Here is a 25,487-nt window from a genome sequence, read left to right as displayed (position 1 = left end):
ACCGATTATCGTCAACATTGACAATTTACTGTGACCAACTATGTATAACTCCGACAAATGATGGAATTTCGATGCCGCGACCAAGTTTGAAAACACAACGTTCCGAGGAAATTCTGAACGCGTATATGACGTGTGTTGCACGTTTTGGGCTTGAAGGTGCCACGCAAGAAAGAATTGCGGAAGAGGCGGGAGTAAAGCGCCCATTGCTGCGTCACTATCTGGGCAATCGAGATCAAATGATTGAGGCGCTTAATGAGCATGTGGTCGGGACATTCAATGCTCTGACGGGAGAGCTGGATCAGGTATTGCAGTACATTGAAACCAGCGATCAGTTGGTCGAAGTCCTGTTCGCCAGCGATGGTGCTATCGATCCACGACTGATGACCGTTTGGCAATCTTTGACGGCATCCGTTGGGGATTACCCCTCCCTTGCTCAACCACTACTGGAGACCATGGTGCGGTTTTTGGCAGTGCTCGAAGAGACATTGAAACGAACATGCCCCGATGCAGATGCCGAGCGCGTTCGCGCTGTGGCGCAGGGCGTATCTTCGATTTTTGTATCATTTGACTCTCTGTCACCCCTGAAACCACCAGAGACATGGCGCGACGAGCTGAAAAGCGCGGCCCTCTTGCTGACAAGCAGTCTGGAACCAAAAAAATAGAGCTTTGGCAATTCAAAACACGTGCCATCGATCTTGGCTGAGGAGCCATTAAATGACCCGAATGTACCACCGTCTGCCGGTTGAGGCATACACCTCAAAGGATTGGTTTGATGAAGAACAACGCCTGATTTTCTCGCGGACATGGCGCTTTGCCGGGCTGGCCGAGGACGTTCCTGAGCCCGGGCATTATATCTCGGTGCAGGCGGGCCTGAACAATATCTTTATCGTGATGGGGCGGGATCGTCGTTTGCGCGCGTTTCACAACATTTGCCGCCATCGCGGCACTCAGTTGATCCGCGCGGTGGGCAAGACGCAAAAGGCTCTGACCTGCCCCTATCACGACTGGACATATGACCTGGAAGGCAACCTGATTTCGGTGCCAGATGAGGCCAGAGAGTTCCCGAACGGTGTTGACAAGAAGTGTTTTGGTCTGAAACCGGCGAGTGTCGATATCTGGCGGGGAATGCTGTTCGTACATCCGGACCCGAATCCGCCATCTCTGGCAGAATGGTTCGGTGCGGTTGACCCGTATCTTGGACCTCACAAACCGGAAGAATTGGTCGAATACCCGGATTCAGCCAGCTCGTATGAGATCAGGGCGAACTGGAAGATCGTCGTCGAGAACTATATCGATGTCTATCACCTGAGCCATCTGCATTCGAATACGTTGTATATGTATGATCACGCCAAGGCCGAGTATGGCTGGAAAGGTCCGCATTATCATTTCTGGGAACCGCCGGCGCCGGACTATGCGGAAGATCTGGAAAACAACCTGCCGTTTCCGCGTGTCATCCCCAAACCGCACTCGGGGGCGTGGGTGCCGATGCTGTTCCCCGGGATCGGAATAGGGGCAAGTGAAGAGAGCTGGAATCTGTTCATCATCACCCCACTGGCACCTGATCTGACGCGAATCCAGAACCGGAGCAAGCTGGCTAACGTCTCGGGCTGGGAATTCCAGAAGCAACAATGGAACAGTTGGGGATTCTGGAAGGGTTTTGGTGGGCCCAAATACGAAGGCGATGACGTCATGGATGAAAACGATCCGATGGCGTCGGGTGATTTCACCGCCGAGGATATCTATGCCTGTGAACAGCAGCAGAAATCCCTGTATAGCCCGTATCTGGAAATCGGGCCTTCCGCCGTTGGCGAAAGTCCGATTACGAACCATCAGCAGGCAATTCTGGATTTCATGAAGGCGCAAGAGGCGTCTTGAGGTAACTGAAACACTGCGAGTTCATCAGGCTGATTGATCAACTGGTTTTGTTGCCGGTTTTGAACTTTAGATGGGGTAGCCATGATACTGTTTTTTCTTTCTAATCTGATCTTCCTGGCCAGCTTTGTCTGGTTGATGCTGAGCGGTGCTGGCCTGATCATGTGGGCGGGATGGGTTGTCGCCTGGTTTGCTGTCGACTACGCGGTCATGTGGATTACCGGATATGAACCGCCCAACTGGATCTGGGGCGCAATTCTCGCGGTGCTGGGCGGCCTTTGGGTGATGTTAGGTGCAGAGTACGTTGCATGACAGCCGCATTCTTCAAACTGACTGTAAGTGACATTCGCGAGGAAATTGGCGGTGACGCGACAACCGTAATCCTGACCGTTCCGGATGAGGCGTTCGATCAGTTTCAGTGGCAGGCGGGGCAACATCTGCCGTTGCGGTTTATGATCGACGGGCAGGAGCATCGCCGCTGTTACACGATCTCGAACCCGCCGGGTGAAAATCTGCGTATCACCGTCAAACGAACCAAAGGTGGTGTGGTTTCAAACTATGTGGCTGATCGGCTGGCAGTTGGCGATATCGTTGAATCTCAGAGGCCGGATGGACGGTTTGTTCTTGAACCGGGATCGTTGAAACGGCGCACGCATTACTTCTTTGGCGCGGGCAGTGGTATCACCCCACTATATGCGATGATCAATGCAGTACTGACTGATGAACCTTATTCGGTTGCGTATCTGATTTATGGTAACAAATCCCACAAGAGCATCATCTTTCACGAAGAACTTGATGCACTGGCAGCAGAATACCCTGAACGTTTCATTGTTCGGCACATTTTGTCCTCGCCTTCGATGTGGACCTGGTTTTCACCATGGCGCTCTGGTCGGGTAGATGCCGAGGCGATCGCGGCTGCGATCGATGAGACACCTCCAGTCGCGCAGAACGTACAATATTGGATCTGCGGACCAGGGGAGATGAACAAGGCAACCCGAGCTGCATTGCTGGCGATGGACGTGCCTGACAACCGTATTCACTTGGAAAGCTTTGGTGGCGCAGGCGCCATTGACACAACGGTCAAAGGCATCGCGGCAACAGCTTCGATTACTTTGGACCGTCAGGAGCATACGGTTCAGGTTGCTGCGGATCAAACCGTGCTCGAAGCTGCCCTCGCTGCGGGTTTGCGTCCAAACTATAGCTGTCAGTCGGGCGTTTGCGGAAGTTGCAGGGCGAGGTTGAAAAAGGGCAAGGTCCATATGCGTGCGCAGATGGCCTTGGATGACGAAGAGATCGCGCGCGGAGAAATCCTGACCTGTCAAAGCGTTGCTGAATCGGATGCGCTGACAATCGAGTACCCCTAAGTTTTGGGCTAGTGGGCTAGTGGGCTAGTGGGCGAGTGGTTTTCGGCCGTCCTGATCCAGAACCCAACACCGGGTGCCCTCGAACACGGCGGCGGTAAGCGCATTCCCGTATCCCGCACCCGTATCCAGATTGATCCGGTTGCCATGATGTTCGGGCATGTCCACATGGGTATGACCATGGACGACGAGATGGTGGTGTGGCTCGCGGTAGGTCAGAAACTCGTCGCGGATCCAGATCAGATCGTCGGGATCCTGTTGATCCAGTGCGATACCGGGTCGAATACCGGCATGCACAAACAGAACCCCATCTTCCTGATGAAAGGTCTTCAGCCCTGCCAGAAACTCCAAATGCGCTTTTGGTACAGCGTTTCGGGCTTGGGAATGAACCTGATAGATCCGGTCGCCTTCAGCAACGTTCACCCCATATGATTTCAGCGTATCGATCCCTCCGATCCGGGGATGAAGCCAGTGATATCCGACCAATAGACGGGCATCGTTGCGAGGATATTCTTCCATGAACATGGAACACATCTGATCGTGATTGCCGCGCAAGAAGATCCAGTTGCGACCGTCTGCCTGTCCGCGCAGCAACAGGTCTATTACCTCACGGCTTTGTGGCCCGCGATCCGTGTAGTCGCCCAGAAAGACAATCCTGGCATCCGTTCCGCCGTCCTGTTCAATCCGTGCCAATGCCTCCTGCAGCATCTCTAGCTGGCCATGGATATCTCCGATGGCGTAAACGGGATTGGGTGCCAATCGATCGTTCCTTTCTGGCCTTATCTGGCGCTAATCAGCCCATTCGATTTTGAAATCTTCGCGGAAGGCAAATCGTATCAGATGGCTCTCAATCACGTCTTTCCATTTTGTGATATCACCCCGAGGGCCGGTTTCAGCCTGAATATTCAGATGGGTGTCGTCGGCAGTCATTGAGACCCGATAGCCATCGGCGAACGACACGCTGCCCTGATGCGCATCAAACGACGCTTCGGCCTTATGGGACCAGTGCTTGCACAATTGCTGCAGATATTTGCTGGCCGAACCGGTCTGGGCGACACCAGACGCTCTTTGGTTCGGCAATAGGGCAAGCGCGTCTTCTGCCGCCTTGCGTATTGCATTGGCAAACAAGGTCACATCAATGCTGGTGGCCACAAATGTTGCACCCAGATCCAGACATTCACGCTGCAGCACTGGATCGAGCGTCAGAATACCGGCAGCTTTACCCGATGCAACGATCCGGCGTATCGCGTCCAAAACGGCCTTTGTTACGTCCGGATGACCGGCCTCACCAATATGTCCCATATCCGCCGCGAGATCTGATGGCCCGATGAAAACTCCGTCAACTTCGGTCGCCAGAATATCGTCCAATGCGTCCAGACCAGCGCGGTTTTCAACCTGGACCAGCAGGCAGATCTGTTCGTCGGCCGTATTCAGATAGTCCGGGATCGCAGCAAAGTTTGATGCGCGTGCAAGTGCTGACCCGACACCCCGTACGCCATGTGGCGGATATTGCACGGCCCGAACCAGCTCTCGGGCCTGTTCGCCGCTTTCGACCATCGGCACCAGAATGTTCTGAACACCTCCATCCAGATACTGTTTGATCATCCAGGTCTCACCGACCGGCAGACGTGCGACTGGCACACTGCCCGAACCTTCGATCACACGCACCTGGTCAAGGATCGAGCGTAGATCGTTGGGTGCGTGTTCTCCATCGACCAACAACCAGTCAAACCCTGCGGTCGATGAGATTTCAGCAGCATAGGCATTAGCCATCCCGATCCAGCATCCAAGTTGAGGCTGACTTGCTTTCAGAGCGGCTTTGAACATATTCTTTGGCGCGGGCATGTGTGGCGCTCCTTCAGGCGAAGTTGATATCGACCGATCCGAACGGTCCGAAATCCGCGTGAACCTCGGTGCCTGACGGGCATTCGACGGGGCGAATGAAGCTGCCAGACAGGATGACCTGACCGGGTTCGATGCTTTGGCCGTATTGCGCCATGCGTCGTGCCAGCCAGACAACGCTTTCAACCGGATCGTTGAGTACACCTGCACCCAGACCGGTCTCTTCAATCTCACCATTTCGGAACGTCAGCGCCCCGACCCAGCGCAAATCAAACATATCGATGGCGTGTTGTTCGGCTCCCAAAACGATGCCCGCGTTGGCAGCATTGTCACTGATCGTGTCAAAGACGGTCCGGGATTTGCCTGTTGCAGAATCTACCCGCTGAATGCGCGTGTCGAGGATTTCGATTGAGGGCGCAACATAGTCTGTTGCGGCAACTATATCGTCGCGCGCAACGTTTTCCCCACCGACGGCTGACTTCATGACAAAGGCGATTTCCGCCTCGATCCGGGGCTGAATGAACCGGCCTGCAGGCACCGTATCACCGTTGTCGAACGCCATGTCATCGAACAGTATGCCACTGTCGGGGATGTCGATGTTCAGCGCGTATTGCATCGCCTTCGAGGTTAGTCCGATCTTCCATCCGATCACCTTGCGCCCTTCGGCCAGTTTCTGGCGATAGATGGCGTTCTGCACTTCATAAGCGTCGTCCATCCCCATCTCAGGGTGGCGCATTGTGAGCAAACCGATCTGCTCACCCGTGCGTTCGGCTTCCAGCAGATCTGCTGCGGCACGGGCGTGATCTTCGGGTGTCATACCTGTTCATCCTCAACCGTGTTTCGCAATGTACCGATTCCATTGACCGAGATTTCGACGACATCACCCGGGGCAAGGTATTTGGGTGGGTCGAACCGCGCGCCGGCACCTGTGGGCGTGCCTGTGACGATGATGTCGCCAGGTTGCAGCGTCATGAAGGTCGAGATGTACTCGATCTCGCGCCGGATCGGGAACATCATGCGGTTCAACGTGTCGTCCTGACGTAATTCACCATTTACGCGGGTTTGAATGCGGGCGTCATCCAGCTGCGTCGCATCGGTGTAAGGCACCAGCCACGGACCAATTGCGCCCGAGTTGTCCCAATTCTTGCCTTGTGTGACGTTGAACTTGGCGTGCCGCACCCAGTCACGGATCGTACCCTCGTTGCACAATGTCAGTGCAGCGATGTGGTCATAGGCATCTACCTGCGAAATCCGCCGCCCGGCTTTGCCGATTACGATGGCCACTTCGCCCTCATAGTCCAGAGTGTGGTTCTCAGGCGGGCGGATCATAGGGCGGTTGTGGCCGGTGAAGCCGCTGGCAAAGCGGGGAAACAGCGACATGTATTTTGGCTGTTCACTACCATCTTTGTATTCGGCATTTCGGTCCGGAAAGTTCACCCCGACGCAAAGGATACGGCGGGCATCGGGCATGACCATTTCATAGGTGAAATCCGTGTGGGTAACCGGCTTTCCTTCTGCTGCTTTAGCCAGTTGGTCGAACTGACCTGCGGCGATCACTTCATAGAGGCTGCTGTGACCCGGGAAGGCGTCATTCAACGCAATTGCCCCCTCGTCGGTGATTGCACCGAAGTAGGTTTCGCTGTTGGCGGTATAGGTGGCAAAGCGCATCAGACCTCCTCGGCGGCATCGATCCCGCCCATGCACAGGTATTTGAGTTCCATGAAGTCATCCAGACCATGGCGCGATCCCTCGCGGCCCAGTCCGGACATTTTAACGCCGCCAAAGGGAGCTTCGGCGGTTGAGATCAATCCGGTGTTGATGCCAACCATGCCATATTCAAGCGCTTCAGAGACGCGCCAGACACGAGCCATGTCACGCGAATAGAAATACGAGGCCAACCCAAACTCGGTATCATTTGCTGCCGCGACGACCTCGGCTTCGGTGTCGAACCTGAATAGTGGCGCGACCGGGCCAAACGTTTCCTCACTGGCCACAGCCATATCCGGCGTTACGCCGGTCAGAATGGTGGGCTCAAAGAAGGTGCCGCCAAGAGCATGCGGTTTGCCACCAAGCGTGATCTGAGCACCCTTTGATGAAGCGTCGGTAATATGTTCGGTCACCTTGTCCACAGCGGCTTGGTCGATCAGCGGACCGAAAATGATGCCTTCGTCAAACCCGTTTCCGGTGGGCAGGGTCGCGACCTTGGCGGCGAGCTTTTCAGCAAAGGCGTCATAAACCTCGTACTGCACGTAAATTCGATTGGCACAGACACAGGTCTGGCCGTTGTTGCGGAATTTGGCGATTACAGCACCTTCGACGGCAGCATCCAGATCTGCATCGTCGAACACGATGAACGGTGCGTTGCCGCCCAGCTCTAAACCCAGCTTCTTGATCGTGGGCGCACATTGCGCATAGAGTATCGCACCGATCTCGGTCGACCCGGTAAAGGTCAGTTTTTGCACGATCTTGTTCGACGTCATCTCGCCGCCGATGTCGCGGGCTGAGCCTGTGATGACCGAGAACAAACCGGTGGGCAGGCCCGCCCGTTCAGCCAATACTGCCAGTGCAATTGCCGAGAATGGAGTCTGGCTGGCGGGTTTCAGCACCATTGAACAGCCTGCCGCAAAGGCTGGCCCTGCCTTGCGCGTGATCATAGCGTTGGGGAAGTTCCATGGTGTGATTGCAGCAACAACACCGATGGGTTGTTTGATCGTGATGATCCGCTTGTCCGGCGAATGACCGGGCGTGACGTCACCATAGGCGCGCCGGGCTTCTTCGGCGAACCATTCGATGAAGGAGGCGCCATAGGCGATCTCTCCTTTCGCTTCAGCCAGCGGTTTGCCCTGTTCAGCAGTCAGGATCGCGCCCAGATCGTCCTGATGCGCCATCATCAGCTCAAACCAGCGACGCAGGATCTGGCTACGGTCTTTGGCCGTCCGCTTTGCCCAGTTTTTTTGCGTAATTTGAGCTGCTTTGATGGCTGCGCGTGTCTCTTCAGCCCCCAGATTAGGAACATATCCAATGACATCACCTGTGGCTGGGTTGGTTACGGCCAAGCCGTTTTTTGCATCGGCCTCAATCCAGTCACCGCCAACAAGGGCTGCCTGACGCAGCAGCCCGGGATCTTTCAGTTCCAGCATTCCAGTCCCTTACGGCGCAATGATGGGTGAGGCGGCAAGATCAGCCTCTTTCACGTCAATACCGACGAAGGGTGTACCGTGCTCGAACCAGCTGCGCGGGGCAGGGGCTCCCCAGAGGGTTTGGCGCTGCGGATCTTGCAGGTCCCATTTGATCGGCTCCAGATCAGGATCGACGGTCTGGTAATCCGAGCAATAGATTTCGATGCGGTGACCATCGGGGTCGAGGATGTACAGGAAGAATGCGTTTGAAATACCATGCCGCCCCGGTCCGCGCTCGATATTGTCGACATAGCCGGTCGTGGACATCAGATCGAGCAGATCAATGATATTGAGCGGCGTCGGTACCCAGAACGCCACGTGATGCATGCGCGGGCCCGTTCCGTTGGTGAATGCCATGTCGTGAACGCCACCTTTGCGATGCATCCATGCGGCCCACAGACGTTTGCTGTCTTCATCCTCGGTGTATTCGGTCACGCGGAACCCGAAATCGCTGTAGAAAGCGACGCTGTCGTCGACATTGGTCGAGAAACAGTTGAAGTGATCGATCCGCAGCGGCTTTACCCCACGATAGAGGGCGTATTTCTGATGGATCGGCTCCAACCGGTCCATCTTGTGATAGAACTCCAGCGGGATTCCCATATTGTCAGAGGTCAGGAGTGTCCGCCCCTGATAAGGACGCTCAACCCATTCGGTCGGACGGCCCTTGGCTTTGAAGTATGCTTCGGCCCGGTCCAAGTCCGCTTCATCGAAGGTTTTGAACCCCATGACTTCGACGGTGCCCGGTTGATCTGATTTCTGCAGGATCACACAATGATGACCACGCTCTTCCATGGCTCGCAGATAGACATGGGTGTCGCTCTCGTCTGAAACCTGCAGGCCCAGAACTTCGGAATAGAACTTACACGATGCGGCCAGATCACTGACATTCAGGCAGACGTGGCTCAGGCGGATCGTGTTGAAATCAGGATACAGATTGGGGGCGGGAACGGGCATTGAAGCCTCCTGGAGTTGGTGTGGTTTCGCGCGTCTTGGATCGGGGCCTGCCGTTAGAGCTTGCCCAATTGCATGATCTTGTGCTGGCCAGTGGCAAAGCCGATGTGCTTTTGCTCCATATAGAATTCAAAGCTCCAGTCACCGCCGTCGCGGCCGATGCCCGATGCTTTGACCCCGCCGAATGGTGTGGGCAAGTGGCGTACATTTTCCGAGTTCACCCAGATCATTCCGGCCTCGAGCTTGTCGGTAAACCGAAGCGCGCGCATCAGATCATTGGTCCAGACATAGCCGGTCAGACCATAGGGTGTGTCGTTGGCAATTCGCAGGGCTTCATCTTCGGTTGTGAACGGGATCGAAGTCAGGACAGGGCCAAAGATCTCTTCCCGCGCAATGCGCATATCGTTGCTTGCATTGGTGAAGAGTGTGGGGCGTACAAAATAGCCTTCGTCACCTACCTTGACCCCTCCAGCTGCAACGGTGGCGCCATCTTCTTTGGCGATGTCGAAATAGCTGGTGACCTTGTCGTAATGTTCCTGAGTGACCAGCGGGCCGATTTCGGTCGCCGGATCCAGCGGGTGACCGACCTTGATATTGTTCACCCGCTCGATCAGTTTCGCCTCGAATTCTTCCTTGATCGTGTCCTGGATCAACAGGCGTGAAGAAGATGTGCAGCGTTCACCGTTGATCGAATAGATCATGAAAATCACGGCATCCAGCGCCCGATCCAGATCAGCGTCGTCGAAGACGATGACCGGGTTTTTGCCGCCCAGTTCAAGATGGTTCCGTTTGTGAGTATCGGCACCTTGTTTTACGATCAGGCTGCCGGTGCGGCTTTCGCCCACAAAAGCGATCGCTTTTAGCAGCGGGTGTTCGCACAGAGCTTTGCCTGCATCGGGGCCATACCCGTTCACGGTATTCAGCACACCTTTGGGCAGCCCGGCCTCTTCCGCGATCTCAACCAGCAGCCTTGCCGTCAGCGGCGAGTCTTCGGCTGGTTTGTGGACCACTGTACAGCCTGCGGCCAGCGCGGGTGCAATCTTCCACGTGGACAGCATAAACGGTGTGTTCCATGGGGTAATCACACCCACCGGCCCGATTGGTACGCGGCTTGTGACATTCATCAGGGTCGGGGATTTCAGATGCTGCCCATCCCGCGCCTGAACAACCTGATCGGCGAAGTAGCGAAAGTTCTCTGCGCCGCGCAGGGCCGCTTTGGACATGAAACGGATGGTCTGGCCGGTGTCCCAGCATTCGCACAAGGCAATTTCTTCGGCGCGTGCCTCGATCGCATCAGCGATATTCAGCAGGATTTTGCGGCGTTCGGTGGCTGGCATGTCGCGCCATTCCGGAAAGGCATCAGCGGCGGCTTTGGCGGCGACATCTATGTCCTGTGCGGTGCCATGTGCCACATCGCAGATCACTGACTTGTCGACCGGTGATGTAGATTGGAACACACCTGCTGTGCCGTCCTTATCTTTGCCAGCGATACGGTTCTTGATCCCTCCTTGCCTGAAGCGCGCCAGATAGCCGGTCAGTTTTTCGATGTTGGTGTCCAGTGCGCTCATGCGTCAGGTCTCCTGAGTGCTTGGTCCCAAATGGTCACGGATCGTACCGGTTTTGGGGGAAAGGTCGGGGTCGATGTCGCGCATTTCGAGCGATAGCGCGATGGAGTATTGCGAGAAGGCCGGTGCCAGATATGCCTTCACGGCTCCGAATATCCGGTGGGTGGCATCCTGTTTGACTTCGTCAGGGCGCCCGGCCCGTAACCGGATCGAAATATCAATAAAGCCATGATCAGGGTTGCCATCGGCGATGGCGTAGTGATCGACCTTTGTTGCGCGCACGCGGATGCCGGGCATGGGAAAGGTATCAATTTCGGCTGCGGTTGATCGGATGCATTCACACAGGCCAGCCATGTCGATCCGATCCTCGAGGTTGCCGGAATATTCGACGTGGAAATGGGGCATGTGATCTCCTCTAATTAGTAAACATGTTTAGTAAATGATATCGACACTGTCAAGAACTTGCTTTGTTAATCTTTGCAATTCCCGGACCAGGTCTCTAGAACGCGGATATGACTGTACAAAGCCATACCACCAGCACCTCGCGTGCTTTGCCCATCGCCTTGCTGCGCGCGCGCGAAACCGTCATGGCGCCGATCCGCGAAATGTTGCAAGGCATCCAGCTGACCGAGCAAAAGTGGAGGATCCTTCGCGTTCTCGATGAGATGGGAGAAGTGGAGCAGAGCACGATCTCGAAAGAGGCCTGCCTGCTGCTGCCCAGCCTTACCCGTATCCTTCGGACGATGGAGGCTGACGGTCATGTTACTCGTCGTCAGGACAGTCAGGACAAGCGGCGCACCATGGTGACGATCACCGATAGCGGTCGCCTCATACTCGAAGAAAACCTTGCGACCTCGCTGGCAATTTACAGCAGCATCGAACAGCAGATGGGGCAGGAGAAGCTTGATCAGCTACTGGACCTGCTTGAGGAGCTGCAGGCGGTCAGGGTCTGATCCCCTAAGGCGATCGGTTTGCGCACTTGGGCATCGATTGAGGACTGCTCGGCTGATCGGAATACCGCGTTGCCTCAGGATGTGGGCTTCCGTGAATTCTGAAAGTAAAGCGGCCCACCCTTATGCCGAAGGAAGCCGTAGCCGTTGACAAACACAACGTCGATATCGCCCGGCTTTGCTGTAAAAGCCAAGCGTAGCAGAACCTTATCGAACTCTATTGCAAATCGGGGCAGGGAGGCAGGCCATACTGCCTGCCGATGAATTAGCACCTTCTCCGCGAGAAGCAGATGCTTGCTATTTCCCCACAATCTTTATGGTGAAATCCCGTCTGGCAGAGGGCGGTGGCGGGGGAAAAGGAGCCGCGGCTTTTACCTGTGCAAGTGCGACCTGATCCAGTCGCTTTGATCCCGAGCTGCGGCTGATCGAGGCGGACAGCAAGGAGCCGTTATCGGCAATGCGAAATGATACCAGCGCCGCTCCTCGGATGTTAACGCTTTTTCGGCGCGAGCGCATGATGGCACGCTTGACCAGTCCGGCATAATTACTCGCCTCGGCATTGCCTTGCTTTGCGGAATTGACCTTGGCTTTTTGCGCATTTGCAGCGCCCTTGCTTGTCTCGCCAGCCTCACTGCCTTTTTTGGCATTGTTCTTAGAATTCCCCTGCTGCGCCGCGACCTGACTTTTCGCCTCTGGTTCGGGTTCAGGTTTTTTGACTTTGCTTTGCTCTGGCACAGCTTTTGTTTCGGCCTGCTCGACCGGTTTCATGGCCTGTTGTTGCGTGGCCGGTTTTTGAACGGCAACGACAGGTGTGGCTGAGGCGGTTGCCGGTGCCGGACTGACTGCAGCAGCGGTCTCTGGTTCTGTCAACTGCTTGGCAGGGTCTACAGATTTTGATTGTTCGGATGTTTCGGCGGTATGTTGTTTGGTGATTTCAGCTGCCGCTGCAGTTCCCGCTGTGTAGTCTTCAAAAGAGGAACCCAACGCGGCAACCTCTACAGATCCACCGCCTTCGATCTGTATCTCTTCCTTTGCTGAGAAATCGTGCAGCGCAACGCTGTGGGTGGCGAGGGCCAGCAGGACGGCGATGATGGCCGCAGTACGGGAACTCGGGATCATTGCAGCGCTCTTTCAGTGACGACGAAGATCTTTTTGGCCCCAAGGCCGCGCAATTCTGTGCTGACCTTCACCAGCTCGGTTGCTGGCAAGGCCCGATCCGGGACGACCCGAACACTATCCAGCGGCAATTCCAGCGCTGCACGATCCACATATGCGCCAACCGAGGTCAGTTCGGCGCCGCGATATTCAAGAACGCCGTCAGCTCGGATCACCAATGCATCCGGCGGTTCGCGCCCTTCCAGATCCCGTGTCTCTGCAAGCTGTACAGAGTTGCTGAGCGGTGGCGCGATACTGCCCGCGCTCATGAAAAAGACCAGCATCAGAAAGACGACATTGATAAGTGCAATTGTCGGCTCTTTGGCCTGATCAGATTTTGGATCAAGACTGATCATCCCAGCACCCGTGTCTGTAGCATCTTCATGGGGCGCAGCACCGTCAGCAGGTTAATAAGTTGCTGCGAGCTTGCTTCTTTTTCGAGACTGATCAACACCGTCTGCTGCTTGTCACTTTGCAATGCTGCCCCAAGCTGGTCGAGGGGCAGGGGTTTGCCATCAAGTGTGATGCGCTCGGCCTCGAGTTTCAGAAAACGGATGGTGCTTTCCTGTGTGCTGCCACCAGCCCCTGCCGAAGTCAGTTCGATCTCGCCAAACTTTGAAAAGGTCGAACTGAGCATGAAGAAAAGCAGCAACAGAAAGATGACATCGATCAGCGATGTCAGTGACAGGCGCTTGCGCCGTTTTTTCCGGGTATCAAGCGCCATGAGCCAGTTTCGTGGTCGCGAGGGTGTCGCCCAGTGGTTCCTCTGCCGCGTGACCGGGTGCAAAGATCGTCCGCAGAGCCCGGTTCGCAAAAATGCGTTCACGTCGCATACGAGCCTCGAACCAGGTCAGGATCAAAGAGGTGGGCATCGCCACTGCCAGACCTGCGGCGGTTGTCATAAGGGCTACCCAGATACCGCCAGCCAATAGCGAAGGGTCCACCGCGCTTCCGGCGCCCTGAAGCTCCTGAAAGGCTTCAATCATTCCGAGTACGGTTCCAAACAGCCCCAGAAGAGGTGCGAGTTGTGACACCATTTCCAGAACATTCAATCCGCGTTCCAGCCGGGCAAAGCGTTCTTCGGCCTCGGCATCGACGCGGTCCGAGAGTGTCTGATTTCCGCCTGACAGTGCCATCCGGACCACAGGCTCCAGATAGCTGCGGCTTTTGCGTAAATGGGCCAGCGCTGCGTCGCGGTCATGTCTGTCCCAGGCTTCAATCGCGAGAGAGAGTTCCAGATGGCGTCCAACGCCCGCAACTTTATATTGCCACAGCTTATACAGGACCAATGACAGCGTGGCGATTGATGCGGCGATCAGAATGGCGACAACCGGGCCGCCAAGTTCGAGTATTTCCAGGAGGGTATTGTGAAGATAAGACATTGGTTAACCGATCATCTCTGTTTCAAGCCGGCTTTTGAGACGCAGTCCATCCATGCAGGCGTCTGTCGAATTGCCGTTAATCTCGCAGGTCGCTGCGCCGTTGATCAGAATTCCTCCGATCTGGTCGCACTGTCTGTCGTTGAACTGAAACTGTCTTACCCTCGGGCGTCCGGTGGGTAGTTCGGCGAAGTCGAGCAGAGTCAGCAACGAAACCTCTCCCTCTTCGCCGAAAAGGACGACCTCATAAACCGCTGAGGAAATATCATCCGGATTGCTGTTCTCGATCAGAAAATTCAGCAGGCAGCCGTCGTCTTTGGCTTCCGCCGAACTCAGTTCGATCATAACACCGGGGGGTTCCTGAGCTGCGGCAAATCCTGCCCCTGTGATCAGGGGCAGGATTGTCGGGACCGCTCGGACAATGTTGCGAAAATGGGTTTTCTTCATTGTCGGTCCTTTCGATTGGTTCAGAAGGTTTTCGCCAGTGTCAGCTTGAAGTTGCGACCTGGTGCATTTCGGGTCGACAGATACGGCAGGTAGTTCTTGTCCAGGATGTTCTCGATCCCGACGCGGAACTCGAAACCTTCAAGGACGCCTTCTTGCGGCAGGTAGGTTGCGCGCAGTGTATTCACACCATACCCGGCAGCCAGAGTACGGCCGTTGGTTTGAACCGCTTTGGCACCCAAGATTTCCCAGCTTACATCCAGCGTTTCACCAAACCGTTTGCCGAGTGTAAGGCGGGCTGTGTCTGCCGGTTCGTTGCGCCAGCGGGATTCAGCCCCGGTGTTGTTGGTTTCTGTCGCATCTGTCACGTTGGCATTGAAGTCGACGTAGAAGCCGCTTGCATGTGCATAGGATGCTTCGATCTCAACGCCCTGAGCGTTGACTTCGTCAAGATTACGATACGACGTGATGTCCCGCAGGGTTGTATCGTACAGGTTGACTTTGGCACGTATAACGTCACCAGAGGAAAACACATCGCCACGGTCATATGAGAAGCCAGCTTCCCAGGTCGTCGATTTCTCGGGCTGGGTCATGAACAACGGAGTTCCAAGATCGTCGATGATCGGCAGATTCTCCGTATAGGCACCGCTGGCAAATACCGCGAAACCACTTTCGAATTCGTAACGTGCCGACAACCCGCCCATCAGGGCATTGTTGTTGTAGCTGGCGTTGTCCGGCGGGCTTTGGTCCGCGTCGCCTTTGATCGATTGGGTCTCGTAGCGAATGGCGGGTGTGATTGTCCAGTTTTCACCTACCTGCATGTCGTCAATTGCAAAGAATGCAAATCGACGATCCGTTCCACCGGGCGCTGCAAACGCATCAAGCCGTTCGCGGTTGATGTATTCAACACCGACGCGCAGGTCGTGATTGACTATTCCGGTCTGGAAATAAGCTGTGTTCTTGACCGTCAGCTTAGTCGTTTCATACCGGTGATCGGCGTCCAGCAGTGGCGAAGGACGTCCTACGGCAGAACTGTCGATTTGCTGATCCGAGTAGCTCAGATTGACGTCAAGATCGATCAGATCATTGTCTGCAGGTCGATATTGATAGCGCAAGATACCAACAGCCGTCTCGATATCTCTGTCGACATTCCCAAAAGCACCGGAAGTCGTTCCAAACGAGTCGTAAGGGACATCTCTTTCCTGAGAGGTCGAGTTGTTCCAAGACGCGGTCAGAGAGTGCTCGAGATTGTCACCGAATGAGAATTTGGCTTTCGCAAGGTATGACGGCAGCTCAAATGCACTGTTTCCGATGGTTTCGCCGCCGCCATCTTTCTGATCGCTCTGTTCGCGGTGAGTGTAGTTCAGCAAGAATTCATACTGCTCGGTCGGTTGCCATGCCAGAATGGATGAGGACAGGAAGCCATCGCCATTTGATGCTCCGCCAAAGGTTTGTCGGAAGCGGAAGCCAGGTTGACCTCCGGTGAAGTCAGAGGCGTCTTTGGTTTCCAGCAGAATTGCACCGCCAACAACGCCGGATCCGTACTCGAATGAACCTACGGTGCCGCGTAGAACGGATACGCTTTTATAAAGCTCCGGATCGGTGAACAGCTGGTTGCCGATACGATAAAGCTCTTCGGCACCGGTGGTCGCGCCATCGACCTGAATCAGAACTTTCTGGTCGGTTCCGAATGTACCATTCGCGCCGAAGCCGCGGATATTAATACCGGACCCCTGAGGCGTCGAGCCATTCACAAGCGTCACACCAGGAACCGAGTCGATCAGTTCTGCAACAGTGTTGGCCTGCCGATCATTGATCTCTTCCTGATCAATGTTTGTGATCGGAATTGCCGTGTCTGTCTGGATCTCACGTTTACTTTCACTCAGTTCCAAGGTGCCCAGGAAGCCATCTTCCTGTCCCTGTTCCTGCGCCAAAGCCCCTGCTGCGATTATGCTCAGGCAAGAGGCTGTGCCCAAAAGCCTCATCATTCGAAATTGTGCACGCATTTCTGTCCCTTCGATACACACTTGGACCGGAAGGGCTTGCACTAAGCTGGCGGTGGTCTGTTTTGGTCTTGTTTTCTGAATCACTGTTCAGTGACGTGGGACCGTTAATAAAGCTTACTAAAATAGTCAACAAACAATCTTTATATCAATATTGACTACGCAACGTCCGGCAGCGGCCTGTGAGGTCACAATGGATGCAGCGGAAGTATAGCCTTGCGATCAATCTTGTGACCGTGGCCACGCGCTCGAATAAGCAGCGCAAATTCTGTCGGTGATTTGAGCCCACGGCGGATCGCTCTATCTTATGTTCTGGAGAAGCAGAGATGGAGCTTGCGAAGCAACAGCTACGATTCCTCTGTCTTATTATTCTGGCCTTTCTGTCAGCAGACCGTTTAGATGGTCAGGTTGATACGGCAGAGGCAACTGAGAACCGCGTGTTGCACACGGTGATAGAAGGACCAATTGGCCCGGCAACAGTGCATCATGTTGCCCGCGTTCTTGAGGGCTCAAGGAACCAACCAACCTCTGCTGTCGTATTTCAGCTCAACACCCCGGGAGGGCTGGCTGACGCAACGCGCGAGATTATTTCCGAGATACTGCTTTCACCAGTTCCGGTAATTACCTATGTCGCGCCTCCGGGTGCCCATGCCGCCAGCGCAGGTACCTATATCCTCTATGCCAGCCATGTTGCAGCAATGGCACCGGGAACCAATCTGGGTGCGGCCACACCAGTTGCAATTGGTGGTCTTCCTGGTGGTTTGCCTGGGCAACCCCACGATGCTGCAGACGAGAAGAGTGACGAGACTGAAGAGGGTGGCGCTGACGATCCGCTGGCCCCAAAGGATGTCATGTCGGCCAAGGCCACAAACGATGCGGCGGCCCTGATCCGCAGTCTGGCTGAATTGCACGATCGCAATCCGGACTGGGCTGAAAGCGCGGTGCGGCAAGCAGAGAGTCTGTCCGCAGCACAGGCGCTGGAACTGAATGTTATCGACCTGATGGCTTCGGATTTGCATGCGCTGTTGCGGGATGCGGATGGGCGCAGCGTGGTGATGGGTGAAACCCGAGAAACGCTGAAGGTCTCAGGTCTGCCCGTGGAACGGATCGAGATGGGGGCAGTCACACGCATACTCAGCATCCTTTCAAACCCGAACGTGGCATTGGTGCTGATGATGTTGGGTGTTTATGGCCTGATATTCGAGTTCTGGAACCCTGGGGCTGTTGTGCCCGGAGTGGTTGGTGCGATCTGCCTGACGCTGGGGCTCTATGCGCTCAATCAACTGCCTCTTGATTACGCCGGGCTGGCACTTATCGGCCTTGGTATCGCATTCATGGTGGCCGAAGCTTTCTCTCCCAGTTTCGGGGTGCTGGGGCTGGGTGGGATCATCGCCTTCTCTCTGGGGGCAGCGATGCTTGTGGACACGGATGTCGAAGCCTACCGCGTCTCGTGGTGGCTGATCGGTGTCATGGCGATGGTCAGCGCATCGATCCTGGCTGTACTTCTTGGATATACGATTCAGACCTACCGGCGTGCGCCGGTTACGGGCGCGAACCGGATGCTCGGGGCGCCAGCGCGCGTATTGGATTGGTCCGATGGGGGCGGGTTTGTTTGGGTCGAGGGCGAGCGCTGGAAGGCCGACGGGAATGCCGACTTGCGGCCTGGTCAAGAGGTGCGCGTTTTGGGGGTCGACGGGCTAACGCTGCGTGTCGGCCCGGCGATGGACAAGCAATCTGAAACTGGTGGAGGGGTTTGATGATGCAAGCATTCCAGTTTGAATGGATCGCCTATCTCATCGCGTTGGTGCTGGTCTTCCTGTTCCTGCAGGCAGCAATCTACATCTTTCGGGAGTATGAGCGCGGGGTGTTGTTCACTCTGGGGCGGTTCACACGGGTTTCGGGACCGGGCTTTGTTCTGATCATTCCGGTGGTACAGCAGCTTGTGCGCACCGACCTGCGTATGTTCGTGGAAGATGTGCCCAGTCAGGACGTGATCAGCCGTGACAATGTCTCGGTCAAGGTTAACGCGGTGATTTACTTTCGTATCGTCGATCCGCAGCGGGCAATCATCAACGTGGCTGATTTCCGGGCCGCCGTCAGCCAATTGGCACAAACTACTTTGCGGTCGGTTCTGGGCAAGCACGAACTGGACGAGATGCTGGCTGAGAGGGACAAGCTAAATGCTGACATCCAGGAGATCTTGGATCGCCAGACGGACGCTTGGGGCATCAAGGTAGCGAATGTCGAAATCAAGCACGTGGATATCGACGAGAGCATGGTGCGTGCCATTGCCAAACAGGCCGAGGCCGAACGTTTGCGACGGGCGCGGGTCATCAATGCGCAAGGTGAGTTTCAGGCGGCGTCGAAACTGGTCGAAGCGGGCAAACTTCTGGCGACCCAGCCAAACTCCATGCAACTGCGCTATTTCAACGCTCTAAACGATATCGCCGCGGATGGTACAACGACGGTCGTGTTTCCTTTGCCTATTGATCTGTTGCCCAAATCCTCAAAGTCGGACGATTGAAGCAAGCGGTGAAGCGCAGCATCACAGGAGGCGGCCATGGCCACGACAAAGACCGGAGAAACGGCGGTCGTTCTTGGCGGTACTGGATTCCTCGGACGCAGAGTTGTCCGGGAATTGAAGGAAGCGGGGTTCATCGTCAGCGTTGCGACGCGATTTCCAGAAAATGCTGTTCAACTGGGCATTGGTGATGAGAGCTCTGTTGGTGTGGTGCGGTGTGATTTGAAGGAACCAGAGAGGTTGCGGCGTGTCTTCAATGGCGCTGCCGTCGTCGTCAATTGTATCGGATTTTATAGCGAAACCCGCTCGGAAACCTTTCAGGATATCCATGTGATCGGTGCGCGCTCCGTCGCCGAGGCTGCGATCTCGGTTGGTGTCAGATCCCTGATTCATGTCTCCGGGATCAGAGCTGATCGCAATTCTCGATCCGCCTATGTGCGTGCGCGGGCGGAAGGAGAAAGAGTAGTTCTCTGCGCCTGTCCGGATGCTACGATACTGCGCCCAAGTGTCTTGTTTAGCCGAAACGGTGCTTTTTTTGGTGACCTCGGCGCGATCGTACAACGCATGCCGATTTTTCCGTTGTTCGGGGATGGAAGTGTTCAGTTGCAGCCGGTCTGGGTCGGTGATGTTGCGAGGGCCGCGGTTCGTGTCTCCGGATTTTCCGATGCTCGCGGGCGCATTTACGAATTAGGTGGGCCAGATGTCCTCACCTACAGGGATATAGTCCAAAGACTGGCGCGGCGCGGCGGCAAAAAGAGGTTGCTAGTACCTGTGCCCTACGAACTCTGGTGGCTGCTTGCGGTGACTATGGCGGTCTTGCCCCAGCCGCCTATTACGACCGCTCAGGTGGCGCTTATGCGGCAGGACAACATTGTTGGGGACAATGTCGCGACCTTTTCCGATCTTGAAATCCATCCACAATCTGCTGTTGCTCTGGGTTTGATCTGAGCCAACTGCCGTTTTAGACCGGTACGAACCAGTGGAGCTGGGCACTATCGTGACGCTCATGAGGATCTGTCGCCAAGTTGTTGATCCGGCACTTTCTATTGCGTCACGCCATATCTTGGTCAATTGTGCTCCCTGCTTCGATCTTTTTCGTGACTTCGCTCGCAGATTTGTTGCAGTCTCATTCTTTGGGTGGGCTGCCACGTTGCGGCGGGGCTATGCAAAATAAATTACCAAGGGTTTGCAATGTATTTCACAAAATCAGGCTTCGTATCGGGTTCGACACTATGTTTGTTGGCATTCATCCTGTCGTCCGCCCCGGTTGAGGCGCAGACAGAGGCCCCTCCCAAGCCGAGCGTCGTGGTCGCAGAAGCATCGATGACGGCGGTCACATACAGCGATACCTATCTTGGTCGCATCGAGGCGATTGACTCGGTCGATATCATCGCTCGCGTTGATGGGTTCATTGAAAACATCAATTTCAAAGACGGTGCAAAGGTCGCATCAGGAGATGTCCTGATTGAGATTGAAGAAGATTCCTATCAGGCCGATATCACTCAGATTCAGGGCCAGATTGAATCCGCGAAGGCGCAGAAAACTCTGGCCGATATCGAACTGGACCGGCAGCAAAAACTGTTTGCCAAAGGTGATACGCCGGAAAATGTCGTCCAGAAGGCGCAAGCCGAGCAGGGTCAGGCTGATGGTTTGATCACGCAGTTGCAGGGCAGCTTGCAGGATGCTCAGATTCAGCTTTCCTACACCAAAATCGCAGCACCTTTTGACGGGCGTATCGGTCTGACAGACCTAAGCAAGGGTGCTTATGTGGGTCCGCAAAGCGGCACGCTTCTGACGCTGACCAGCATTGATCCGATCTATGTTTCCTTTCCGGTAGCCAATGCGCAACTGCTTGATTTCCAGAAAAAAGGTAAAAACCTGCAGGGTGGTAAAGTCACGCTTCAGCTCACTCTGGCGAATGGTGAGGTATATGAGGGCACGGGAAAGGTGGATGTCATCGATACCACGGTTCAGGAAAGCACGGATACCGTTCTTGTCCGTGGGATTTTTCCCAATCCTGACGGGGCGTTGCTGAATGATCAGCTTGCCAGGGTCAACGTGATAGACAGTCCGGATAAAAAGTCCCTGACCATACCCGCCGACGCGCTGCAAAGCGATCAGAGTGGCTATTTTGTCCTGACAGTTGGAAGCGACGGGAAGGTTGCAAAAACACCGATCAAGACCGGTGAGGTTACCGGAACACAGGCCGTGGTCACTGACGGGCTGAAAGAGGGCGACAAGGTGATCACCCAAGGCGCGCAGAAGGTGCGCGTGGGTATGGAAGTCACGGCAGAGCCGGCAGATACCACCAAGCAACCAGCCAAGGAATAAGCGAATGATCTCTCGTCTTTTCATTCGCAGACCGCGCTTTGCGATCGTCATTTCCGTATTGTTCACGTTGGCTGGTCTGATCTCGCTGACGCAATTGCCGGTGCAGCAACTGCCAGACATTGTTCCACCCACGGTACAAGTGACAGCCTATTACCCTGGGGCCAGCGCCGAGGTTGTCGAATCCACTGTCGCCCAGCCCATTGAGGAACAGATTATCGGCGTCAGCGACATGCTGTACATGAAGTCCACCAGCGGTGGGAATGGCAGCTACAGCTTACAGGTCACGTTCGAACCCGGAACGGATCCGGATATCAATGCGGTCAACGTTCAGAACCGGGTATCGCTTGCAACGGCCTCACTTCCTGATGAGGTGGTGCGAGCGGGGGTTGTTACGCAAAAGCAATCAACTTCGCTTTTGCAGGCGATTGCGGTCACGTCGGACAATCCTGAACACGACACACTGTATTTGTCCAATTTTGCAACCATCAATCTGCTCGACAGTATCAAACGGTCGCCGGGTGTCGGGGATGCCACGATCTTTGGTGCGCAGAACTATTCCATGCGGATATGGCTGGATGTGGACACCATGACCGGGCTGAATGTTGCGGTGTCTGACGTTGTTTCTGCGTTGAATTCTCAGAACGTTCAGGCGGCTGTGGGACGTGTCGGCGCTCAGCCGATGTCGGAAGACCCCACGTTTCAACTGAACATTCAGACGCAGGGACGTCTGAGCACAGTCGAAGAATTCGAGAACATTGTTGTCCGTGCTCAACCCGATGGGTCGTTCATATATATCCGCGACATCGGGCGGGTTGATCTGGGCGCGCAGTCGCAGGACTCATTTGCTCAGTTTGACGGCAGTCCGACTGCGATGATCGGGGTCTATCTGGCTCCGGGGGCCAATGCGCTGAACACGGCTGAAGAAGTGCGCAATGCAATCGAGCAGTTGGAACCATCCTTCCCTGATGGGGTCAAATGGCAAATTCCCTATAACTCTGTCTACTTTGTCGAGGCCAGTATCGATGAGGTTGTTAAAACCCTGATCGAGGCTTTTGCTTTGGTCGTGCTCGTGGTGTTCCTGTTCTTGGGCAGCCTGCGGATGGCCTTGATACCGTTGATTGCGGTCCCGGTTTCGCTGATCGGCGCGCTGGCATTCATGATGGCGCTTGGTTTTTCGATCAACACCGTGACACTTTTAGCGTTGGTTCTGGCGATCGGCATCGTTGTTGATGATGCAATCGTTGTTCTCGAAAATGTCGAAAAAGTCATGTCAGAGCGCCCCGATCTTTCCGTCCCCGAAGCCACCGCCGAGGCGATGGAGCAGATCACCGCCCCTATTCTGGCCATCACGTTTGTTCTTTTGTCGGTCTTCGTTCCGGTTGCGTTTATACCGGGGATTACGGGGGCCATGTTCCGTCAGTTTGCCGTGGCGGTGTCTTTTTCGATGCTGATATCGGCGCTGAATGCGCTGACGCTTAGCCCGGCATTGTGTGCGATCCTTCTCAAACGTCATGAGGGACCCAAAAAGGGCCCTCTGGCCTGGGTATCCCGCAGGATTGACAACGCCCGGGATGGGTATGCTGTCGTCGCAGGTATGTTTGCGCGGCGCGCCATTCTTGGCCTGGTCTTTCTTGGGGCTGCCATGTTTGGTGCAGGCACATTGTTCAAGATAGCACCGTCCGGATTCCTGCCGACCGAAGATCAGGGTGCTTACTTTGTGGAAATCCAGCTGCCTCAGGGCGCATCGGTAAATCGCACGGCCAAGGTCATGGATGAGGCCTATGAAATCCTCTTGAAGGCTCCGGGCGTTCAGGATGTGATGACGGTCACGGGCTACAGCATTATTGATGGGCTTACGGAATCAAATGCCGGTTTCATGATTGCCATCATGAAACCTTTCGAAGAACGCACGGACCCTTCCCTGTCCGTGGATGCATCGATTGCTTATACGGGCCAACACCTCGCGGCAATGAAATCGGCCATCGGTATTCCCTTTAACCTTCCGCCGATTTCCGGGTTGGGAACCGGTTCAGGGTTCGAATTCCAACTCTTGGATTTGCAAGGTGGCAGCCCGCTGGAACTGGGTGCTGCCGCAAAGGGATTGATCACGGATGCCAATAGCGATCCGCGGCTTTCGGGCGTGTATACGACGTTTTCGGCCAATACGCCCAAGCTGAATTTGAATCTGGATCGAGAGAAGCTGCAGACCTTGGGTGTTGATGTCAGCACATTGTTTCAGGCGATGCAGGTCACAATGGGCGGGTATTACGTCAATGACATGAACCTGTTCGGGCGGACCTGGCAGGTTAATCTTGAAGCGGAGGAAGAATTCCGAGGCACCATCGGAGATGTCAGTCGGATTCACGTACGCAACAATCAGGGTGAGATGGTTCCGGTGCGTTCTGTTGCTACGACGGAACTGACGACCGGACCTGAGAAACTGGTGCGATACAATAACTATCGGTCTGTGACGATATCCGGCAATCCGGCGCCGGGTGTGTCATCGGGCCAATCGATCACCGCCATGGAGCAGATGGCCGCCAAATCCTTGCCCAATGGTTATAGCTATGACTGGACGGGAACTGCACAACAGGAAATCGCCGCGGCAGGAAAGACCCCAATCGTATTGGGCCTTGCGGTGCTCTTTGCTTACCTGTTTCTGGTTGCTTTGTATGAAAGCTGGACGATCCCACTGATCGTATTGCTCTCGGTCTCGTTTGCAGCTTGCGGCGCTATGGCGGCATTGCTGATCGCGGGTCTGGCCAACAACCTCTATGCCCAGATCGGGCTTGTTGTTCTGATCGCCTTGGCCGCCAAGAACGCCATTCTGATTGTGGAATTTGCAATGGACAGGCGCGCGAAGGGTATGAGCATCGTGGACGCAGCGATTGACGGCGGGCGATCTCGATTCCGCGCCGTGATGATGACCAGTTTTGCCTTCATCGCAGGGCTTTTCCCTCTGGTCATCGCGACCGGAGCATCAATGCTTGCGCGCAAGGGCGTTGGGACACCGGTCTTTGGCGGCATGATCGCGGCTTCATTTGTCGGCGTGTTCTTTATTCCGGCCCTCTATGTGTTGGCGCAATGGTTCCGCGAGAAGGTTCATGGGCCCGGTGAGGTTCAGGAAACGGAAGAAATCAAATAAGCTGAGTGTCGGATTGGGGCGGATCGCCGGAAGCAGTTACCTGAGCGATCCGCCCTCACGTGCCTTGTGTATGCCACTCCGTTACAGATGGCAGCGTACGGGTTCGTTGATGATCCATGGCGATCATGCTGCGTGGAGTTTTGATAGCTGTGTTGCCATGTTGGACGACTAATATTGACGCATAAGAACGCTGGGTCCGAACCGCTGTTCACAGACGTTCAGTTTAGTCGGCATCCTCCATCTTGGTGGCATTGAGTTGCGCAAAGTGTTCGGCACCGACCCGGTCGTGCAACTCCAGTTGCGTTTCCAGAAAATCGATATGACCTTCTTCGTCTGACATCAGACTTTCAAACAAGCTCATCGAGACATAGTCGCCGGCATCCTTGCAGACATCGCGTGCCTCTTTGTAGAGCTTGCGCGCACTCTGTTCGGCAGCGAGGTCGCATTCCAGAGTTTCACGTGGGTTTTGTCCGATGCGTAAAGGGTCAAGTTTCTGTAGGTTTGGGTGGCCCTCCAGAAAGATGATCCTCTCGATCAGTTTGTCTGCGTGCTCCATCTCTTCAATGGATTCCTCGCGGCTTTTCTTGGCCATGCTGCCGAGGCCCCAGTCATCCTGCAGCCGATAGTGGAGCCAATACTGACTGACGGCCGTCAACTCGTGGCGCAGTGCTTTGTTGAGATATTCCAATACCTTCTTGTCGCCCTTCATAGTGCTTCTCCCTGGCTGAGTTTAGTGGCTTGAGGTAGAGTCTATGGTTTGAATGGTATCATCATTTGTAACACTCTCAA

At 55.2% G+C, this 25,487-nt stretch carries 25 protein-coding genes; 10 read left to right on the top strand and 15 right to left on the bottom strand.

All coding sequences use genetic code 11. The annotated features are described in order from the left end of the window. Window positions 1–86: 86 nt before the first annotated feature. The 4 genes from ACR0CW_RS13930 (at window position 87) to ACR0CW_RS13915 (ending at window position 3,236) form a co-directional block, all read left to right on the top strand. Window positions 87–662 carry a TetR/AcrR family transcriptional regulator gene (locus ACR0CW_RS13930; RefSeq protein ID WP_480742424.1) on the top strand — a complete coding sequence of 192 codons (576 nt, stop codon included), beginning with the start codon at window positions 87–89 and terminating at the stop codon, window positions 660–662. 52 nt (window positions 663–714) lie between these two features. After that, window positions 715–1,875: an aromatic ring-hydroxylating oxygenase subunit alpha gene (locus ACR0CW_RS13925; RefSeq protein WP_480788238.1), complete on the top strand. Its 1,161-nt coding sequence runs from the start codon at window positions 715–717 to the stop codon at window positions 1,873–1,875. Between the two features lie 81 nt (window positions 1,876–1,956). After that, window positions 1,957–2,184, top strand: a complete 228-nt coding sequence (locus tag ACR0CW_RS13920; protein ID WP_480788237.1) for a hypothetical protein — start codon at window positions 1,957–1,959, stop codon at window positions 2,182–2,184. Beyond that, complete coding sequence (locus ACR0CW_RS13915; protein ID WP_480788236.1) at window positions 2,181–3,236, top strand: 2Fe-2S iron-sulfur cluster-binding protein; 1,056 nt, start codon at window positions 2,181–2,183, stop codon at window positions 3,234–3,236. The genes ACR0CW_RS13920 and ACR0CW_RS13915 overlap by 4 nt, the downstream gene beginning before the upstream one ends. Window positions 3,237–3,260: 24 nt before the next feature. Here the strand turns inward: ACR0CW_RS13915 and ACR0CW_RS13910 are convergent, their stop codons facing one another. Genes ACR0CW_RS13910 through ACR0CW_RS13875 form a run of 8 tightly spaced genes read right to left on the bottom strand, consistent with a single transcriptional unit; the run spans window position 3,261 to window position 11,175 of the window. Further along, window positions 3,261–3,992 carry a metallophosphoesterase family protein gene (locus ACR0CW_RS13910; RefSeq protein ID WP_480788235.1) on the bottom strand — a complete coding sequence of 244 codons (732 nt, stop codon included), beginning with the start codon at window positions 3,990–3,992 and terminating at the stop codon, window positions 3,261–3,263. A gap of 30 nt (window positions 3,993–4,022) precedes the next feature. Next, a complete protein-coding gene (locus ACR0CW_RS13905) occupies window positions 4,023–5,078 on the bottom strand; it encodes an aldolase/citrate lyase family protein (RefSeq protein ID WP_480788234.1) in 1,056 nt (351 codons plus the stop codon). A gap of 13 nt (window positions 5,079–5,091) precedes the next feature. Then, on the bottom strand, window positions 5,092–5,892 hold the full coding sequence (hpaH, locus tag ACR0CW_RS13900; RefSeq protein WP_480788233.1) for a 2-oxo-hept-4-ene-1,7-dioate hydratase: 801 nt from the start codon (window positions 5,890–5,892) through the stop codon (window positions 5,092–5,094). Further along, window positions 5,889–6,743 (bottom strand): fumarylacetoacetate hydrolase family protein, encoded by an 855-nt coding sequence (locus ACR0CW_RS13895; RefSeq protein WP_480788232.1) that lies wholly within the window; start codon window positions 6,741–6,743, stop codon window positions 5,889–5,891. The genes hpaH and ACR0CW_RS13895 overlap by 4 nt, the downstream gene beginning before the upstream one ends. Next, on the bottom strand, window positions 6,743–8,215 hold the full coding sequence (locus tag ACR0CW_RS13890; protein WP_480788231.1) for an NAD-dependent succinate-semialdehyde dehydrogenase: 1,473 nt from the start codon (window positions 8,213–8,215) through the stop codon (window positions 6,743–6,745). The genes ACR0CW_RS13895 and ACR0CW_RS13890 overlap by 1 nt, the downstream gene beginning before the upstream one ends. A gap of 9 nt (window positions 8,216–8,224) precedes the next feature. Further along, window positions 8,225–9,208 (bottom strand): 3,4-dihydroxyphenylacetate 2,3-dioxygenase, encoded by a 984-nt coding sequence (hpaD, locus tag ACR0CW_RS13885; RefSeq protein WP_480788230.1) that lies wholly within the window; start codon window positions 9,206–9,208, stop codon window positions 8,225–8,227. Window positions 9,209–9,261: 53 nt separating this feature from the next. Further along, the gene (gene hpaE, locus ACR0CW_RS13880; RefSeq protein ID WP_480788229.1) at window positions 9,262–10,773 is read right to left on the bottom strand and encodes a 5-carboxymethyl-2-hydroxymuconate semialdehyde dehydrogenase; all 1,512 of its coding nucleotides are present in this window, start codon (window positions 10,771–10,773) and stop codon (window positions 9,262–9,264) included. 3 nt (window positions 10,774–10,776) lie between these two features. After that, window positions 10,777–11,175, bottom strand: coding sequence for a 5-carboxymethyl-2-hydroxymuconate Delta-isomerase (locus ACR0CW_RS13875; protein WP_480788228.1), 399 nt, complete (start codon window positions 11,173–11,175; stop codon window positions 10,777–10,779). A 107-nt stretch (window positions 11,176–11,282) separates the two neighbouring features. Here ACR0CW_RS13875 and hpaR point away from each other — a divergent pair, with 107 nt between their 5' ends. Next, the gene (gene hpaR / locus ACR0CW_RS13870) at window positions 11,283–11,723 is read left to right on the top strand and encodes a homoprotocatechuate degradation operon regulator HpaR (RefSeq protein WP_480788227.1); all 441 of its coding nucleotides are present in this window, start codon (window positions 11,283–11,285) and stop codon (window positions 11,721–11,723) included. A 294-nt stretch (window positions 11,724–12,017) separates the two neighbouring features. On the opposite strand, the gene ACR0CW_RS13865 is transcribed toward hpaR, so the two are convergent. From ACR0CW_RS13865 to ACR0CW_RS13840, 6 genes are read right to left on the bottom strand one after another with little or no spacing between them, the layout of a single operon-like run. Then, window positions 12,018–12,839: a TonB family protein gene (locus ACR0CW_RS13865; protein ID WP_480788226.1), complete on the bottom strand. Its 822-nt coding sequence runs from the start codon at window positions 12,837–12,839 to the stop codon at window positions 12,018–12,020. Further along, on the bottom strand, window positions 12,836–13,231 hold the full coding sequence (locus tag ACR0CW_RS13860; protein ID WP_480788225.1) for an ExbD/TolR family protein: 396 nt from the start codon (window positions 13,229–13,231) through the stop codon (window positions 12,836–12,838). The genes ACR0CW_RS13865 and ACR0CW_RS13860 overlap by 4 nt, the downstream gene beginning before the upstream one ends. Continuing rightward, complete coding sequence (locus tag ACR0CW_RS13855; protein ID WP_480788224.1) at window positions 13,228–13,599, bottom strand: ExbD/TolR family protein; 372 nt, start codon at window positions 13,597–13,599, stop codon at window positions 13,228–13,230. Before ACR0CW_RS13855 ends, ACR0CW_RS13860 begins: the two co-directional genes overlap by 4 nt. Continuing rightward, complete coding sequence (locus ACR0CW_RS13850; RefSeq protein WP_480788223.1) at window positions 13,589–14,257, bottom strand: MotA/TolQ/ExbB proton channel family protein; 669 nt, start codon at window positions 14,255–14,257, stop codon at window positions 13,589–13,591. The genes ACR0CW_RS13855 and ACR0CW_RS13850 overlap by 11 nt, the downstream gene beginning before the upstream one ends. Before the next feature lie 3 nt (window positions 14,258–14,260). Continuing rightward, the gene (locus ACR0CW_RS13845; protein ID WP_209016345.1) at window positions 14,261–14,701 is read right to left on the bottom strand and encodes a hypothetical protein; all 441 of its coding nucleotides are present in this window, start codon (window positions 14,699–14,701) and stop codon (window positions 14,261–14,263) included. A gap of 20 nt (window positions 14,702–14,721) precedes the next feature. Next, window positions 14,722–16,704, bottom strand: a complete 1,983-nt coding sequence (locus ACR0CW_RS13840; RefSeq protein ID WP_480788222.1) for a TonB-dependent receptor domain-containing protein — start codon at window positions 16,702–16,704, stop codon at window positions 14,722–14,724. A 323-nt stretch (window positions 16,705–17,027) separates the two neighbouring features. Between ACR0CW_RS13840 and ACR0CW_RS13835 the strand changes: the two genes are divergently transcribed. The 5 genes from ACR0CW_RS13835 (at window position 17,028) to ACR0CW_RS13815 (ending at window position 24,698) form a co-directional block, all read left to right on the top strand. After that, window positions 17,028–18,458 carry an NfeD family protein gene (locus tag ACR0CW_RS13835; RefSeq protein WP_480788221.1) on the top strand — a complete coding sequence of 477 codons (1,431 nt, stop codon included), beginning with the start codon at window positions 17,028–17,030 and terminating at the stop codon, window positions 18,456–18,458. Then, entirely contained in the window at window positions 18,458–19,225 is a 768-nt protein-coding gene (locus tag ACR0CW_RS13830) for a slipin family protein (protein WP_244328098.1), read from the top strand. Before ACR0CW_RS13835 ends, ACR0CW_RS13830 begins: the two co-directional genes overlap by 1 nt. 36 nt (window positions 19,226–19,261) lie before the next feature. Then, window positions 19,262–20,170: a complex I NDUFA9 subunit family protein gene (locus ACR0CW_RS13825; RefSeq protein WP_480788220.1), complete on the top strand. Its 909-nt coding sequence runs from the start codon at window positions 19,262–19,264 to the stop codon at window positions 20,168–20,170. Window positions 20,171–20,413: 243 nt separating this feature from the next. Continuing rightward, a complete protein-coding gene (locus ACR0CW_RS13820) occupies window positions 20,414–21,553 on the top strand; it encodes an efflux RND transporter periplasmic adaptor subunit (RefSeq protein WP_480788219.1) in 1,140 nt (379 codons plus the stop codon). Between the two features lie 4 nt (window positions 21,554–21,557). Further along, window positions 21,558–24,698: an efflux RND transporter permease subunit gene (locus ACR0CW_RS13815; protein WP_480788218.1), complete on the top strand. Its 3,141-nt coding sequence runs from the start codon at window positions 21,558–21,560 to the stop codon at window positions 24,696–24,698. A gap of 223 nt (window positions 24,699–24,921) precedes the next feature. Here ACR0CW_RS13815 and bfr read toward each other — a convergent pair whose 3' ends face one another. After that, window positions 24,922–25,407, bottom strand: a complete 486-nt coding sequence (gene bfr / locus ACR0CW_RS13810) for a bacterioferritin (protein ID WP_155149524.1) — start codon at window positions 25,405–25,407, stop codon at window positions 24,922–24,924. Window positions 25,408–25,487 lie beyond the last annotated feature (80 nt).

The organism is Ruegeria sp. CH6, from assembly GCF_056537005.1.
This window is presented reverse-complemented; position numbering and strand designations above follow the sequence as displayed.

Excerpts from the sequence above, each read along its gene's own strand:
- ACR0CW_RS13855 (WP_480788224.1), bottom strand. The coding sequence starts at position 13,599 with ATGGCGCTTGATACCCGGAAAAAACGGCGCAAGCGCCTGTCACTGACA.
- ACR0CW_RS13820 (WP_480788219.1), top strand. The coding sequence starts at position 20,414 with ATGTATTTCACAAAATCAGGCTTCGTATCGGGTTCGACACTATGTTTG.
- hpaD (WP_480788230.1), bottom strand. The coding sequence starts at position 9,208 with ATGCCCGTTCCCGCCCCCAATCTGTATCCTGATTTCAACACGATCCGC.
- ACR0CW_RS13840 (WP_480788222.1), bottom strand. The coding sequence starts at position 16,704 with ATGCGTGCACAATTTCGAATGATGAGGCTTTTGGGCACAGCCTCTTGC.
- ACR0CW_RS13920 (WP_480788237.1), top strand. The coding sequence starts at position 1,957 with ATGATACTGTTTTTTCTTTCTAATCTGATCTTCCTGGCCAGCTTTGTC.
- ACR0CW_RS13835 (WP_480788221.1), top strand. The coding sequence starts at position 17,028 with ATGGAGCTTGCGAAGCAACAGCTACGATTCCTCTGTCTTATTATTCTG.
- hpaR (WP_480788227.1), top strand. The coding sequence starts at position 11,283 with ATGACTGTACAAAGCCATACCACCAGCACCTCGCGTGCTTTGCCCATC.
- hpaH (WP_480788233.1), bottom strand. The coding sequence starts at position 5,892 with ATGACACCCGAAGATCACGCCCGTGCCGCAGCAGATCTGCTGGAAGCC.
- ACR0CW_RS13845 (WP_209016345.1), bottom strand. The coding sequence starts at position 14,701 with ATGAAGAAAACCCATTTTCGCAACATTGTCCGAGCGGTCCCGACAATC.
- ACR0CW_RS13860 (WP_480788225.1), bottom strand. The coding sequence starts at position 13,231 with ATGATCAGTCTTGATCCAAAATCTGATCAGGCCAAAGAGCCGACAATT.
- ACR0CW_RS13925 (WP_480788238.1), top strand. The coding sequence starts at position 715 with ATGACCCGAATGTACCACCGTCTGCCGGTTGAGGCATACACCTCAAAG.
- ACR0CW_RS13915 (WP_480788236.1), top strand. The coding sequence starts at position 2,181 with ATGACAGCCGCATTCTTCAAACTGACTGTAAGTGACATTCGCGAGGAA.
- ACR0CW_RS13905 (WP_480788234.1), bottom strand. The coding sequence starts at position 5,078 with ATGCCCGCGCCAAAGAATATGTTCAAAGCCGCTCTGAAAGCAAGTCAG.
- bfr (WP_155149524.1), bottom strand. The coding sequence starts at position 25,407 with ATGAAGGGCGACAAGAAGGTATTGGAATATCTCAACAAAGCACTGCGC.
- ACR0CW_RS13895 (WP_480788232.1), bottom strand. The coding sequence starts at position 6,743 with ATGCGCTTTGCCACCTATACCGCCAACAGCGAAACCTACTTCGGTGCA.
- hpaE (WP_480788229.1), bottom strand. The coding sequence starts at position 10,773 with ATGAGCGCACTGGACACCAACATCGAAAAACTGACCGGCTATCTGGCG.
- ACR0CW_RS13865 (WP_480788226.1), bottom strand. The coding sequence starts at position 12,839 with ATGATCCCGAGTTCCCGTACTGCGGCCATCATCGCCGTCCTGCTGGCC.
- ACR0CW_RS13850 (WP_480788223.1), bottom strand. The coding sequence starts at position 14,257 with ATGTCTTATCTTCACAATACCCTCCTGGAAATACTCGAACTTGGCGGC.
- ACR0CW_RS13830 (WP_244328098.1), top strand. The coding sequence starts at position 18,458 with ATGATGCAAGCATTCCAGTTTGAATGGATCGCCTATCTCATCGCGTTG.
- ACR0CW_RS13875 (WP_480788228.1), bottom strand. The coding sequence starts at position 11,175 with ATGCCCCATTTCCACGTCGAATATTCCGGCAACCTCGAGGATCGGATC.
- ACR0CW_RS13825 (WP_480788220.1), top strand. The coding sequence starts at position 19,262 with ATGGCCACGACAAAGACCGGAGAAACGGCGGTCGTTCTTGGCGGTACT.
- ACR0CW_RS13890 (WP_480788231.1), bottom strand. The coding sequence starts at position 8,215 with ATGCTGGAACTGAAAGATCCCGGGCTGCTGCGTCAGGCAGCCCTTGTT.
- ACR0CW_RS13815 (WP_480788218.1), top strand. The coding sequence starts at position 21,558 with ATGATCTCTCGTCTTTTCATTCGCAGACCGCGCTTTGCGATCGTCATT.